Below are 14,292 nucleotides of genomic sequence, written 5' to 3' on the forward strand. Positions count from 1 at the left end.
GAAAAGAGCGACTGCGAAAAGCCCGCCCGAACGCCCTAATAATTGGTATAGTTTTTGACTAATTATTTGACATAATGGGGACGACTGGTTTTGACAGCGAGGCCAGTGATCATGTAAGCATACCGAGGAGCGAAGAGATACACTCGTTAAACTTTTTTTCAACTTTTTAAACGGCGAGAATAACTACGCTTTAGCTGCTTAATCCGAATCACAGTAGGATTGGCCTAGGCACACAAGGTGTGCAAGCTTTATGTCCACGGATAGCCTTGATTTACGGCGCTTCACTTTTGGATATCGTAAAAGTAAATATAGAAAACTTGCTGCTTCGACAAGTTTTTGAAACTAAAGAAGATAAGCTTTTAACAGATTGTTCTTAATCAGTTACTAGTCGAAAATTAAGAAAGAAATAAGTATGTAGAAAGCATTTGAACTGCTTGTTTGGACCCGGGTTCGATTCCCGGCGTCTCCACAATTACACCCTGTAAGCACTATGTTTACAGGGTTTTTATTTTAAGGTGTCAATTTTGGTGACACCTGTCAGTTTCATTCTTTTTAAAAAAAATAAAAAAAAGTTTGTTTTTTTAAAAAATAGTTTACATTTACCGTATCTTATTAGATAGGTTTAATGTATCGTTCTACTTATTTCGTAAACAATTTTTATGGGAAGATAAAAAGTTGTCTAGTGTTTTGGAAACACAGCGAAAAAATTAAGGTTTCTTCCTCTTCAAATAACTACTCTTTAACACTGAATTTTTACAATCAGTGTGGTGACTGTTTGGTTCTAAGGGTTTGATATATTCATTTACATTTTAGTTTTTAACAAATAAGCTATAAAACATAGCCTTTAATTTGTTACGCTTTATTTTAAAAAAGATATACTTTTTCGTTGTATCTATTTTTTAAACAACTTCTCTGTACACTCTATTTACAGAGATACATTAAAAACAAAATGAATACTAAATATAAAGATTTAATAGCACAAACTTTCGATTTTCCGCAAGCGGAATTTCGTACAGAAAAAAACAATTTATTTTTTCATGATATAGATATGATGGAACTGGTTAAACAATACGGTGCGCCGTTAAAGTTTACCTATTTACCTAAAATATCAGAAAACATTAACAATGCCAAAAATTGGTTTGCCAAAGCAATAAAAAAACACCAATATAACGGTAGTTACAACTATAGCTACTGTACCAAAAGCTCACACTTTAAATATGTGTTAGATGAAGCTTTAAAAAATGATATTCATATTGAAACATCTTCTGCTTTTGATATTGATATTGCAAAAGCACTTAAAAAATCTGGCAAACTAAGTAACGATGCTTATGTACTTTGTAATGGTTTTAAACGTGATAAATATATTGAGAACATTGTAAGTTTAATTGATGGCGGGCATAAAAACTGCATTCCGATTATAGATAATTATGAGGAGCTAGATCTTTTATTAAACGAAACTAAAAATAAGTTTAAAGTAGGTATTAGAATTGCTTCTGAAGAAGAACCTAAATTCGAGTTTTACACCAGCCGTTTAGGTATTGGTTACAAAAACATTGTTTCTTTTTACGAGCGTGAAATTGCTAAAAACCCACAAGTAGAGCTAAAAATGCTTCACTTTTTTATCAACACAGGTATAAGAGATAACGCTTATTATTGGAACGAATTACTAAAATGTTTAACAGTATATATCAAATTAAAAAAGGTATGCCCTACTTTAAATAGCTTAAATATTGGTGGTGGTTTTCCTATTAAAAACTCATTAGCATTTGATTATGACTATGAATATATGGTTGATGAAATTATCAATCAAATTAAAGCTGCTTGTGATGAAGCTGAAGTAGATGTTCCTAATATTTTCACTGAATTTGGTAGTTTTACTGTTGGTGAAGCTGGTGGTGCTGTGTACGAAGTATTGTATCAAAAAAAGCAAAATGATCGTGAAAAATGGAATATGATTAACTCATCTTTCATTACAACATTACCAGATTCTTGGGCTATTAACAAACGCTTTATTATGCTTCCTGTTAATAAATGGAACCATAGATATGAACGTGTTTTATTAGGTGGCTTAACTTGTGATAGTGATGATTATTACAACTCAGAGCAACATGTTAATGGTATTTATTTACCGGTATATGAAAAAGAGAATCCGCTGTATGTTGGTTTCTTTAATACCGGAGCTTACCAAGAAACAATTGGTGGTTTTGGCGGCTTACAACACTGCTTAATACCAGCACCAAAACATATTCTGATATCAAAAGACGAAGAAGGAAACATTGTTACCAAATTATTTAAAGACCAACAAAAAAGCGAAGAATTCTTATCAATTCTTGGTTACTAACAATATAGTATAATGAAAAATAAAAATTACGCAGGAATTCCAGATCAATACGCAAAACTAGAAAATGCACAAATCGTATTAATTCCGGTTCCGTATGACGGAACAAGTACTTGGCAAAAAGGAGCTGATAAAGGTCCGCAAGCATTTTTAGATGCTTCAGAAAATATGGAGCTATATGATATTGAAACAAACAGCGAAGTATATAAACAAGGTATTTATTTAGCAGATGCTGTAACAGAAAACTCATCGCCAGAGGCAATGGTAGAAGCCGTTCATGTAGCAACTAAAAAGTTTATCAATAAGAAAAAATTTGTAACTCTTTTTGGTGGCGAGCACTCTATATCTATCGGAACAATAAGAGCTTTTGATGAATGCTTTAACAACTTAACTGTTTTACATATTGATGCGCATGCCGATTTAAGAAAAGAATACCAAGGCTCTTCATGCAACCACGCTTGTGCGGTTTATGAAGCGAATCAGAATACGAACTTAGTTCAGGTTGGTATTAGAAGCATGGATATTTCTGAGCGAAAGGAAATGAATGAAGATAAAGTGTTTTTTGCACACGACATGGCTGTAAATGAAGACTGGGTAGACGATGTTATCGATCAATTAACGAATAACGTTTTTATTACATTCGATTTAGATGCTTTCGATCCTTCTTTATTACCATCTACTGGAACACCAGAACCTGGAGGTTTATTTTACTATGAAACTTTAGACTTTTTAAAGAGAGTGTTTACATCCAAAAATGTTGTTGGTTTTGATATTGTTGAGCTATGCCCTAATCCGTCTGAAAAATCATCAGACTTCTTAGCTGCAAAACTCTACTATAAAATGTTAAGCTATAAATTTTCTAACGATACAGACGAAGAGGAAGATATTGATTCTAAAAAAAGCAATCGCGCTGCTGTTACTAAGTTTAAGGATGATGATAATGACGATTTTTAATTCTATAAGATGCTAAAAAATATTGAAAATATTGAGCTTCATTATTTAACGTTAACTGATTATAAACAGTTAAAAGAAGCTATGATTCAGGCTTATTCAAGTATGCCAGATTCTTATTGGAAAGAAAATCAAATTAAATCTTTAATTGATAAATTCCCTGAAGGACAAGTTGTTATAAAGATAAATGGAGATTTAGCTGGCTGTGCGCTTTCTATTAAATTAGATTATGATAGTTTCGACGACCAGCATACCTATGAAGATATTACAGGCAATTATACATTTGACACTCATAATGAAGACGGTGATATCTTATACGGAATAGATGTTTTTATAAAATCGGAATACAGAGGCTTACGTTTAGGCAGAAGACTGTATGATTACAGGAAAGAATTGGCTGAAAAACAAAATTTAAGAGGAATTGCGTTTGGAGGTAGAATTCCGAATTATCATAAATATGCAGCAACTTTATCACCAAAAGAATATATAGAAAGTGTAAAACGCAAAGAAATTCAAGACCCTGTTTTAAACTTTCAAATATCAAATGATTTTCATCCATCAAAAATTTTAAAAGGATATTTAGAAGGCGATGAAAATTCTGGTGAATTTGCCGTTTTATTAGAATGGGATAACATTTACTATGAAAAAAAATCTAAAAAAGCAGCAACAAAGAAAAAAGTGGTGCGTTTGGGGTTAATTCAGTGGCAAATGCGCTTGTATAAAGATTTGGAAGAATTAATGCAGCAAGCAGAATATTTTGTAGATGCAGTTTCTGCTTACAGATCTGATTTTGCATTATTTCCTGAGTTTTTTAATGCTCCTTTAATGGCAGATAATAATCACTTACCAGAATCGGAAGCAATTAGAGAATTAGCAAAATATACACCGCAAATTGTTCAGAAATTTTCTGAATTGGCAATTACGTATAACATCAATATTATTACTGGTAGTATGCCAGAAATTAAAGATGACTTGTTATACAATGCTGGGTATATATGCAAAAGAGATGGCTCTACAGATCGCTATGAAAAACTACATGTTACGCCAGATGAAGCTAAAGTTTGGGGAATGCAAGGCGGAAATGAACTAAAAACTTTTGATACAGATTGCGGTAAAATTGGCGTTTTAATTTGTTATGATTCTGAATTTCCTGAATTAAGTAGAATTTTAGCAGAAGAAGGAATGGATATTTTGTTTGTTCCGTTTTTAACAGATACTCAAAACGGGTATTCAAGAGTGCGCCATTGTGCGCAAGCTAGAGCAATAGAAAACGAATGTTACGTTGCCATTGCAGGTAGTGTTGGTAATTTACCAAAAGTAAATAATATGGATATTCAGTATGCACAATCTATGGTTTTTACACCTTGTGATTTTTCTTTTCCTGCAAACGGAATAAAAGCAGAAGCAACGACAAATACTGAAATGATTTTAATTGCGGATGTAGATTTAGATTTACTAAAGGATTTAAACCAATTTGGTAGCGTACGAAATTTAAAAGATAGAAGAACAGATATATTTGAAGTAAGAAAAATAGCTAAAAAATAAAATAAAAATGAGTAAACCAATATCAAACTTTATAGAAAAATACTTTTTACACTTTAACGCAGCATCTTTGGTAGATGCTGCCAAAGGGTACGAAACACAATTAGAAAAAGGCTCTAAAATGTTAGTTTCTTTAGCGGGTGCAATGAGCACGGCTGAATTAGGTAAAATTTTTGCAGAAATGATTCGTCAAGATAAAGTACACATTATTTCATGTACCGGTGCAAACTTAGAAGAAGATGTAATGAATTTAGTAGCACATTCTCATTACAAGCGCATACCTAACTACCGCGATTTAACGCCACAAGACGAGTGGGATTTATTAGAAAAAGGTTTAAATAGAGTTACAGATACTTGCATTCCTGAAGAAGAAGCTTTTAGAAGAATTCAAGAGCATATTGTAAAAATTTGGAAAGATGCAGAAGCAAAAGGCGAACGTTATTTACCGCATGAATATATGTACAAACTATTGTTGTCTGGTGTTTTAGAAGAGTATTACGAGATAGATATTAAAGATTCTTGGATGTATGCAGCTGCCGAAAAAAACTTACCAATTGTAGTTCCTGGATGGGAAGATTCTACCATGGGTAACATCTTCGCCTCTTATGTTATGAAAGGGGAGTTAAAAGCATCTACCGTAAAATCAGGTATCGAATACATGACCTTTTTAGCGGATTGGTATACTGATAATTCTGAAAACGGAATTGGGTTCTTCCAAATAGGTGGTGGTATTGCTGGTGATTTTCCTATTTGTGTGGTGCCAATGCTTTATCAAGATATGGAAAGAAAAGACACGCCATTTTGGAATTACTTTTGTCAAATTTCTGACTCTACAACAAGCTACGGTTCATACTCTGGTGCGGTACCGAACGAAAAAATTACTTGGGGTAAATTAGATATTGATACGCCTAAGTTTATTATAGAAAGTGATGCTACTATTGTTGCTCCGTTAATTTTTGCCTATCTATTAAAAATGTAAAAGAATGAAAAGAGTTATTGTAAACTACGAAAAACTAACTGCTAGTATTTTAGATTTGTTAATTAAAGAATATCCTAACGGATACGATCACAGTGATATTATTTCGTTTAAAAATGCCAGAAACGAAACTATTAAAGCTGTAGAGGTTAAAACAGACGATACTTTATATTTAGTAAAAATCAGCTCTAAGCTAGAGCAAACGATGGAAGATTATGCCGACGATGAAGATTCATTTGATGAAATTAATTTCGATGAAGAATTTGATTAGTACTTATTAAATATCTTTTTTTACAATACATAAAAAGCAACCAAATTGGTTGCTTTTTATGCTTTACTATTCTTGTTTAAATAATTACTCTTCATATACTGCTTCTTTTAACAAAACTCTTTTTATTACTAAAGGTTTCGTAAATTATTTACACCCTCTTAATTCTTGCAATACTTTTACATTTCTAAATTACGCCTCTTAGCTATTTTTATTTCAGATATACTTTCTGCAAGCATTAATTCATTTAAAATATAACTACCTCTCCAAACTCCATAATACTATTTTTCATATTTAAAAAGGTAAAATGACACACCTAGTACTACTGTGTTCTATTCTCATGAAACATAAAAAACCAGCTGAGGCACTCAGCTGGTTACAAATGATTAAATCATAAAAGTTAAGGGGGATGTAATAAGACATTGCCTATTATTAACTTTTATCTAACTAAATCATTCCCTTCAATTGTCTAAAATTAATCGTCTAATAAATCTAAAGCAGCGATAATTTTCTTTCTTATAGCATCCGCTAAGGTTTTATTTCCATCAACATCTGAATGGTCAATTTCAATAACACCATCGTTATTACCATCTACTGCTTGAGATAAATCTACTCCGTTTACTGCATCGAAAAGTTGATTCACATCAAAATCAATAACAATACCGTTGTCTACTTCAGAAACAACAATATCAAAATTAGGATCTTCAAAATCTACTTCTACTTTCTCAGTAAACTTATGTGAATAAATAAAAGGCACCTCATTAACTGTTCCTTCTACTAAAATAGATTTTCCAAATAATTCACTATCTGGGTTAGGACTTGGTCCAAACTTAAACTCTAACTCTTCATACTTTCCAAAAGGAACAGTTATATCTAAAAATGATAATTGACCAGACAATAAATCTACCTCAAAAGGCCCTTTTAATTTAAGTTCATCTTCAAAATCCAATTTACCATCATCATCCCAGTCTTTATCATTCTGCATCAAATCTTCTGTTTCATCATCTATATCTACCTCTAATTCAAACTCTTTTAAGTTTAAAAGAAGCTTGGTAATTTCAATAGTAGAAACCGCTGATTTGTTTACGACACTCTTTGCTACTCCATTATAAACAGTACTCTTTGCGCTTATACTTAAGTTTCCTTCTCCGGAAGGCTCGCTATTACTAGAACAACTGTATAAAATTGTTACTAATGCCGCTAAGGCTAAAACTGTTTTCAGTTTTGAATAAAACATGTTATAATTCATAATTTAAAAATTAGGGGTTATTATTATTGTTATATTATTGGGAAATAGTATTCTTTTTAATTAAAAGCTTCGAGAAAAAACTAATTCGTTTTCCCCTTTTTCAAATTTAATTTCTGCTTTATTTGATTTTATCTTTATCTCCTGTAAATTCCAGGTATCATTAAAGTCTGGCAACTCTGGAATATTAATTACAACTGTCATATCATTTGCAGTTCCTGAGGCTTCCCAAGTTCCAGTAATTGTAGTGCCTTTTTTAAAAACCTTTATAGTTTCATCGATATTAAAAGAAAATAAATAATCATTATAGTTGGCCTCTATATTATTTTCGTTTAATTCAAATTCATCAACACTGAATTTTTTATCGGCACCAAACAAGTTTTTTAATTTGTCTTTACTGCACGCATCACAATCATCATCATTGTAATCGTTATCATCATCTTCATCACAAGAGTTATTTGCGTCTTCTATTACTTCTTCTAAATGTTTGATACTTTCAACTTCTATAAATGACCCATTTGCAAAAATTAGTTTTATAGGGAAATTGATTGTTACCGCTGTAAAACTCCCTATATTTTTAATGAACTCATACAATTGATTATCATTTTCTATAATAACAGTATCTAATAAATCACTATTCTCATCAAAAAAAGAAGTTTTAATTGGATATTTGAAATCTACACATTCAATATCATCATCCTCTTCATTTTCTCTTTTACATTTTTTTACTACTTCCATTAATTCAGCATCAGAATTGATTGTTTCAAAAGTATAATCACTAAAAACAACCTTAATCGGATAAGAAATTACAAGGGTATCAACATCGTCTTTGAATGCATCAAAAAGTTCTTCAATCATATCATAACCGTCTTCTCCTTCAATCACCAACTCTTCACCATTTACGGTAACGGTTACAGGAAATTTAACTGTTAAACAACTTGCTTTATCAATAATATTATCTTTTGAACCATCTTTCTGAGCAGTTCTACTCATTAAATTAGCTACTGTAGAGTTTGCTTGAATAACGTTTGTTTGTATTGGATCGATCTCAATAGTTTCTTCAGTTCTACATGATGGTAATAAAATGATACTTCCTAGAAAAAAAAATATAAAATATTTGAAAGCTTTCATATGCTTAGGTTTTAATTGCAGTGTACAAAATACACCATATTAATAACTACCTTTGTTATAAAACAACTTCGCTTTAAAATATCCCGATTTTTTTTTACTTTTTTTTCTATACATTTGAAAAATAAAATTTACCTGTAAAAATTGAACATACCATTACATAAAAATATTTGCGATAAGTTGCGCTTTTCAAAATTATATGAATTGTATGCTCAAGATCTTAGTAATATATTCTATTATAAATATGGGGCGCTTTTAAACCCTTCAGATAAAGTACAAGATGCGTTTATTAAACTGTGGGAAAATTGCGATAAAGTAACGTCTCAAACTGCAAAATCATATGTATACACCGTCGCTAATAATTTAATATTAAATGCTCTAAAGCATCAAAAAGTAGTTCTTAAGTATACACAAGTACAACCAAAAGATTACACCAACGAATCTCCTGAATTTTTAATGCAAAAAGATCAATTTTTAGAAAATTATGAGCATGTTTTATCTACATTAAAATCAACAGATCGAGAAGCTTTTTTACTCAGCAAAGCCGAAGGAAAAACCCATAAAGAGATTGCTGAAATATTAGGGGTAACAAAAAAAGTAGTTGAACATAGAATTTATGCCGCTTTTAATATTTTAAAAGAAAAAATAGAAGATTTTAAATTAAAATAATTTCTGGGATAATTAACAAGTCAGTTGTTTTAATACTATAGCCTTATATAATGGAGAAAGAATACTTAATAAAAAAATGGCTTAATAATGACTTATCACCTGAAGAGCAAAAAGCTTTTGAGGAGCTGGAAGATTCTGCTTTTTTTAAAGAAATTATAGTTGAAGCAAAACGCTTTAAAGGTAAAAATGAAAATACAATACCTAATTTTGATCGTATTGAAAAACACCTTATTCCGAAGAAAAAACAGCAAACCAATTGGGTAAATATTGCTTTAAAAATTGCAGCTATTTTTGTTCTAAGTTTTTCGGTGTATTCCTTCTTTAGTGAAAAAGAGCTCGTAACATTTAGCACACAGTTTTCACAAAAAGAAACAATTATATTACCCGATAATTCAGTAGTAAATTTAAATGAAACCTCTACTCTTAAATACAACAAAAAAACTTGGAAAGACAAAAAAACGCTGCAACTAAAAGGAGAAGCTTTTTTTAATGTTACCAAAGGAAAACGCTTTGATGTAGCTACCGAAAACGGAATTATTAGTGTTTTGGGTACAGCTTTTAATGTACAAACTAATGATAGTATTTTTAAAGTAGCTTGCTACGAAGGTATCGTTCAAGTGTCGTATAAGAAACAACTTATAAAACTACCTGCGGGTGGTGCTTTCGAAGTTCTTAAAGGTAAAATAAACACATATACAATCGCTATATCACAACCACATTGGCTAGAGAACATGAGCGTTTTTAACCAAGCAAAAATTTCTGATGTTCTAAACACGCTTTCTAAGCAATATAATATTTTAATAGACTACAAAACAATTGATACCAATATACTTTTTACGGGTGCGTTTGAACATAATAACTTAGAGAATTCACTAAAAGGTATTACAAAAACCCTTAACTTAACCTATAAAATTAAAAATACTAATGAGGTTATTATAAGGAATGTTAAAAAGTAATATATTACATATCAATATATTTTTATGTGTTTTTTTTTCATGTATTACTTACAGTCAAGTAGCTCATAAAAAGACTCCTATAAAAGAAGTACTTCAACTATTAAAAGAGAAACATAAGGTTCAATTTAACTACCAAAGTGATTTACTAGACGGAATTTATGTTTTTCTTCCCAACAAAAATCTTACTTTTTTTCAAAAAATAAAAAATTTAGAGGCTCAAACATCCTTAACATTTTCTGTAATAAGCAATAAAATAGTTTCAATAGTAAAGAAGCTTAAAATTTGCGGAATTATAAAAGATAAACATACTAATCAACCACTGCAAGGGGCTACAATAATTGCAGGAAACCTTATTTTAACTTCTGATAATACAGGTTATTTTGAAGGAAAAACATTAAACTCTCAAAGTAATATTTCAATCCATTTTATTGGCTATACAACGGCTAATCAAAAACTAGATTCATTTACTTCTTCAAAATGTAAAACAATCTTTTTACAACCAGAAAATGAAGTTATTGACCCAATTATTATAACCCAATATTTAGTTAACGGAATTAACAAAACAGCAAGTGGAAATACCAGTATAAATTTTTCAAATTTCTCCATATTACCTGGTCTTATAGAAGCAGATGTTTTACAAACGATACAAGCATTACCCGGTATCCAAAGCGCAGATGAAACTGTTTCAAATATTAATATTAGAGGTGGCTCTAATGATCAAAACTTAATTCTTTGGGATGATATAAAGATGTATCAATCTGGTCACTTTTTTGGACTTATTTCTAGTTTTAATCCACAGATAACTAAAAAAGCAACCGTAATTACAAATGGTACAGATGCTTCCTATAGCGATGGCGTTTCGGGGACTATTAGTATGAAGACTGATGAAAAAATAACATCTGTTTTTAACGGAAACGTAAGTGTTAATTTTATTAGTACAGATGCTTTTTTTGATATCCCTTTAGGAGCGCAATCATCCGTGCAAATAGCGGGGCGAAAATCTATTAATAACTGGATACGGACACCTATCTATAAAGTATATTTTGATAGGATAACCCAACTAACAGAAATTGAAAATAATGTAACTGACGTAATTAATTCAGACAAAGCCTTTGATTTTCACGACACTTCTGTTCGTTGGTTATATCACCCATCAAAAAAAGATGTTATTGGTGTAAATTTCATTCTAATTAATAACGATTTATCTTTTAATGAAACAGCTAGTTTCTCTGGTAATTTAAAAACCAAAACAAGTAGCTTATCTCAGAATAGTATTGCTGCAGGAATTAGCTATAAGCGTAGATGGAATACTACATTTTCAACAATACTCAACGTTTACGAAACTGATTATAAGCTAAAAGCTATAAATGCTAATATCCTTGAAAATCAACGTTTTTCACAAGAGAATACCGTTTCTGAAACAGGCATTAAGGTTAGTGCTTTATACAATTATGAAAAATGGAAGTTAAAAACGGGATATCAACTTATCGAATCGAAAGTTACCGATCTTAACGATATAGATTTACCTCGATTTTTAAGGCTCAAATCTTCAGTTATTCGCGAACATGCCGTTTTTTTACAAATAAAGTATCAAAATAAAAAAAATGCTTTTTCAATTAATCCTGGGCTTCGAATTAACTATAACGCTAAGTTTTCTCAGTCTCTTTTTGAACCTAGATTAAGTGTCAGAAAAAAGCTTAATGAAAATTTTCAGATAGAAGTTTTAGGAGAATTTAAACATCAAAATTCCACACAAATTATAAATTTTCAAAATGATTTTTTAGGTTTAGAGAAACGAAGATGGCAGTTGGCTAATAACAATGATATTCCTATTCTAAAAAGTAAACAAGCTACATTAGGGGCATTATATTCCAATAATAATTGGTTAATGGATACCAAAGGGTATTATAAAAAAGTAACTGGAATTACGACCCAAAGTCAAGGATTTACCACTAAGTACGAATTTGAAAAAGCAGCAGGGAATTATAGCGTTCTTGGTTTTGACTTTTTATTAAGAAAACGAATTAAAAATATTAGTAGTTGGTTAAGTTATTCTTTTATGAATAACCAATACGAATTCAATTCGCTTGAAGAGTTTAAGTTTCCAAGTAATTTTGACAGCTCACATTCAATTACACTAGGCGCTACGTATTTAAATGATTATTTAAATTTTTCAGCAGGGTTTAATTATAAAACAGGAAAACCAACGTCAATACCGCTACTTGGAAACGAAATAGTAACTAATAAAGTTAACTTTGATACCGCTAATAATACGCGTTTAAAAGATTATTTTAGAGTTGATGCTTCTGTTGTTTATAAGTTTAAAATATCGGAAGTTTTTAATTCAGAAATAGGAGTTTCTGTTTGGAATTTATTAAACAGAGAAAATACAATCAATAATTATTATCGTATTGGAAATAATAATTCACCCAATAAATTTTCACGCTTATCTTTAGGTATTACCACCAACTTTGTTTTTCGCCTTTACTTTTAACAAAAAAGTAAGAGCAATTCAAATTAATTGCTCTTACTTCTAATCTTCTTTTAAAGAAATTTGTATGATTAAATAGACTCCCCTAACTCTTTTAATTTAGAGGTATTTTCTGCCATCATTAACTCATCAATAATTTTCTGAATATCACCATTTATAATATTCGATAAATCATATAATGTTAACCCGATTCTGTGGTCGGTCATACGACCTTGTGGAAAGTTATAGGTTCTAATCTTAGCCGATCTATCTCCAGAAGTAACCATGGTACCTCTTTTTAAAGCATCTTCGGCATTTTTCTTAGCCAATTCCATTTCGTATAAACGAGAACGTAATACTTTAAAGGCTTTTTCTTTGTTTTTATGTTGCGATTTTTGATCTTGACATTGCGCTACTAAACCAGTAGGAATGTGTGTTAAACGCACCGCTGAATAAGTAGTGTTTACCGACTGACCTCCTGGACCTGAAGAACAGAAAAAATCGATTCGTACTTCTTTTGGGTTTATCTCTACATCAAACTCTTCTGCTTCCGGGAAAACCATACAAGTAGCTGCCGATGTATGTACACGACCTTGGGTTTCGGTTTGTGGTACACGTTGTACACGGTGTACACCTGCCTCGAACTTTAACGTTCCGTAAACATCATCTCCAGAAACTTCAAACTGAATTTCTTTAAATCCACCATTTGTTCCTTCAGAATAATCTACTGTACTCACTTTCCAGCCTCTGCCTTCACAGTATTTAGTATACATTCTAAACAACTCACCAGCAAAAATACTTGCTTCATCACCACCTGCCCCAGCTCTTAGTTCTACAACGGCATTTTTAGCATCTTCTGGATCTTTAGGTATTAACATGAATTTTATTTCATCTTCTAAAACCGGAATACGCTTTTTAGCCTCATCCATTTCCATCTTAGCCATTTCAGTCATTTCTGCATCACTTCCGTCTGCAATAATTTCCTTAGCCTCTTCAATTGAGTCTGTTAGACTTTTATATTCATTACCTTTTTCTACGACTTTACCTAAATCTTTATATTCTTTACTTAATTTAGCGTAACGTTTTTGGTCCATTATAATATCTGGCTGGATAATTAAATCCGAAACCTCATCATAACGTTGTTTTATAATTCTAATTTTATCTAACATCTTCTAACTTTTCTGGTTCGCGAATTTACGCTTTTTTATCGAATTTATTCTATATCTTTAACTCATTTAAAACCAATATTATGCGCTATTTCCTATTCATTCTTACTTGTATACTATTTTTTTCTTGTCAAACAGAAACAAAAAACAACAAACCAAATTGGTTAATTGGTAAATGGGAACGCGTAAATGAAAAACCCGATAAAAGTACTTTCGATTTTTGGAACAAAGATTTAACAGGAATTGGTTTTACCTTAAAAGAAGAGGATACTATTTTTAAAGAAATTATGAGTATTGTAACGATTAAAGATACCTTGCATTTAAAAATTGATGGCGTAAATGAAACCCCAACATTATTTAAGTTCACTAAGCAAACAGATTCTTCTTTTGTATGCGAAAACCTAGAGAATGAATTCCCTAAAAAGATCTATTATTTTTTAGATAACCATCAGTTAAAATGTAAAATTTCTAATGACGAGTTTTTAGTTGACTTCGTTTTTAATAGAACAGAATAAATACATAATGCTACTAGAAATATTTTTTATATATTTAAAGAAAAATTGCAACATCTAACAAATCAAC

Annotated in this window: 12 protein-coding genes and 1 other RNA gene; 10 read left to right on the top strand and 3 right to left on the bottom strand. The window is 30.9% G+C overall.

Translation table 11 applies throughout. The features are described 5' to 3' along the window. Positions 1–76 precede the first annotated feature (76 nt). From ssrA to ACQ629_RS04930, 6 genes are all read left to right on the top strand, one after another. Positions 77–472: a transfer-messenger RNA gene (gene ssrA, locus ACQ629_RS04905) on the top strand. A gap of 477 nt (positions 473–949) precedes the next feature. Beyond that, positions 950–2,341, top strand: coding sequence for an arginine decarboxylase (locus ACQ629_RS04910; RefSeq protein ID WP_483706828.1), 1,392 nt, complete (start codon positions 950–952; stop codon positions 2,339–2,341). Positions 2,342–2,353: 12 nt separating this feature from the next. Further along, positions 2,354–3,292, top strand: coding sequence for an agmatinase (speB, locus tag ACQ629_RS04915; RefSeq protein ID WP_483706829.1), 939 nt, complete (start codon positions 2,354–2,356; stop codon positions 3,290–3,292). Between the two features lie 9 nt (positions 3,293–3,301). After that, a complete protein-coding gene (locus ACQ629_RS04920) occupies positions 3,302–4,834 on the top strand; it encodes a bifunctional GNAT family N-acetyltransferase/carbon-nitrogen hydrolase family protein (protein ID WP_483706830.1) in 1,533 nt (510 codons plus the stop codon). A gap of 7 nt (positions 4,835–4,841) precedes the next feature. Beyond that, complete coding sequence (locus ACQ629_RS04925; protein ID WP_483706831.1) at positions 4,842–5,810, top strand: deoxyhypusine synthase family protein; 969 nt, start codon at positions 4,842–4,844, stop codon at positions 5,808–5,810. A gap of 4 nt (positions 5,811–5,814) precedes the next feature. Beyond that, the gene (locus ACQ629_RS04930) at positions 5,815–6,078 is read left to right on the top strand and encodes a hypothetical protein (RefSeq protein ID WP_483706832.1); all 264 of its coding nucleotides are present in this window, start codon (positions 5,815–5,817) and stop codon (positions 6,076–6,078) included. Between the two features lie 472 nt (positions 6,079–6,550). Here the strand turns inward: ACQ629_RS04930 and ACQ629_RS04935 are convergent, their stop codons facing one another. After that, positions 6,551–7,324, bottom strand: a complete 774-nt coding sequence (locus ACQ629_RS04935) for a hypothetical protein (RefSeq protein ID WP_483706833.1) — start codon at positions 7,322–7,324, stop codon at positions 6,551–6,553. Between the two features lie 60 nt (positions 7,325–7,384). Beyond that, complete coding sequence (locus ACQ629_RS04940; RefSeq protein ID WP_483706834.1) at positions 7,385–8,452, bottom strand: hypothetical protein; 1,068 nt, start codon at positions 8,450–8,452, stop codon at positions 7,385–7,387. A gap of 141 nt (positions 8,453–8,593) precedes the next feature. On the opposite strand from ACQ629_RS04940, the gene ACQ629_RS04945 reads away from it, so the two are divergent. The 3 genes from ACQ629_RS04945 to ACQ629_RS04955 are packed head-to-tail and all read left to right on the top strand — an operon-like array spanning position 8,594 to position 12,568. Beyond that, positions 8,594–9,118 (top strand): RNA polymerase sigma factor, encoded by a 525-nt coding sequence (locus ACQ629_RS04945; RefSeq protein WP_483706835.1) that lies wholly within the window; start codon positions 8,594–8,596, stop codon positions 9,116–9,118. Positions 9,119–9,168: 50 nt separating this feature from the next. Beyond that, positions 9,169–10,074: a FecR family protein gene (locus tag ACQ629_RS04950; protein WP_483706836.1), complete on the top strand. Its 906-nt coding sequence runs from the start codon at positions 9,169–9,171 to the stop codon at positions 10,072–10,074. Then, positions 10,061–12,568 carry a TonB-dependent receptor gene (locus ACQ629_RS04955; protein ID WP_483706837.1) on the top strand — a complete coding sequence of 836 codons (2,508 nt, stop codon included), beginning with the start codon at positions 10,061–10,063 and terminating at the stop codon, positions 12,566–12,568. The genes ACQ629_RS04950 and ACQ629_RS04955 overlap by 14 nt, the downstream gene beginning before the upstream one ends. A 68-nt stretch (positions 12,569–12,636) precedes the next feature. Here the strand turns inward: ACQ629_RS04955 and prfA are convergent, their stop codons facing one another. Beyond that, on the bottom strand, positions 12,637–13,713 hold the full coding sequence (gene prfA / locus ACQ629_RS04960) for a peptide chain release factor 1 (protein WP_218771254.1): 1,077 nt from the start codon (positions 13,711–13,713) through the stop codon (positions 12,637–12,639). 80 nt (positions 13,714–13,793) lie between these two features. Here prfA and ACQ629_RS04965 point away from each other — a divergent pair, with 80 nt between their 5' ends. Further along, positions 13,794–14,225: a hypothetical protein gene (locus ACQ629_RS04965; protein ID WP_483706838.1), complete on the top strand. Its 432-nt coding sequence runs from the start codon at positions 13,794–13,796 to the stop codon at positions 14,223–14,225. The last annotated feature ends 67 nt before the right edge of the window (positions 14,226–14,292 follow it).

It is taken from the genome of Tenacibaculum sp. SM2510 (genome assembly GCF_057002845.1).

Coding starts and splice junctions, on each gene's coding strand:
- ACQ629_RS04935 (WP_483706833.1), bottom strand. CDS start 7,324: ATGAATTATAACATGTTTTATTCAAAACTGAAAACAGTTTTAGCCTTA.
- ACQ629_RS04955 (WP_483706837.1), top strand. CDS start 10,061: ATGTTAAAAAGTAATATATTACATATCAATATATTTTTATGTGTTTTT.
- ACQ629_RS04940 (WP_483706834.1), bottom strand. CDS start 8,452: ATGAAAGCTTTCAAATATTTTATATTTTTTTTTCTAGGAAGTATCATT.
- ACQ629_RS04920 (WP_483706830.1), top strand. CDS start 3,302: ATGCTAAAAAATATTGAAAATATTGAGCTTCATTATTTAACGTTAACT.
- ACQ629_RS04950 (WP_483706836.1), top strand. CDS start 9,169: ATGGAGAAAGAATACTTAATAAAAAAATGGCTTAATAATGACTTATCA.
- ACQ629_RS04925 (WP_483706831.1), top strand. CDS start 4,842: ATGAGTAAACCAATATCAAACTTTATAGAAAAATACTTTTTACACTTT.
- prfA (WP_218771254.1), bottom strand. CDS start 13,713: ATGTTAGATAAAATTAGAATTATAAAACAACGTTATGATGAGGTTTCG.
- ACQ629_RS04930 (WP_483706832.1), top strand. CDS start 5,815: ATGAAAAGAGTTATTGTAAACTACGAAAAACTAACTGCTAGTATTTTA.
- speB (WP_483706829.1), top strand. CDS start 2,354: ATGAAAAATAAAAATTACGCAGGAATTCCAGATCAATACGCAAAACTA.
- ACQ629_RS04910 (WP_483706828.1), top strand. CDS start 950: ATGAATACTAAATATAAAGATTTAATAGCACAAACTTTCGATTTTCCG.
- ACQ629_RS04965 (WP_483706838.1), top strand. CDS start 13,794: ATGCGCTATTTCCTATTCATTCTTACTTGTATACTATTTTTTTCTTGT.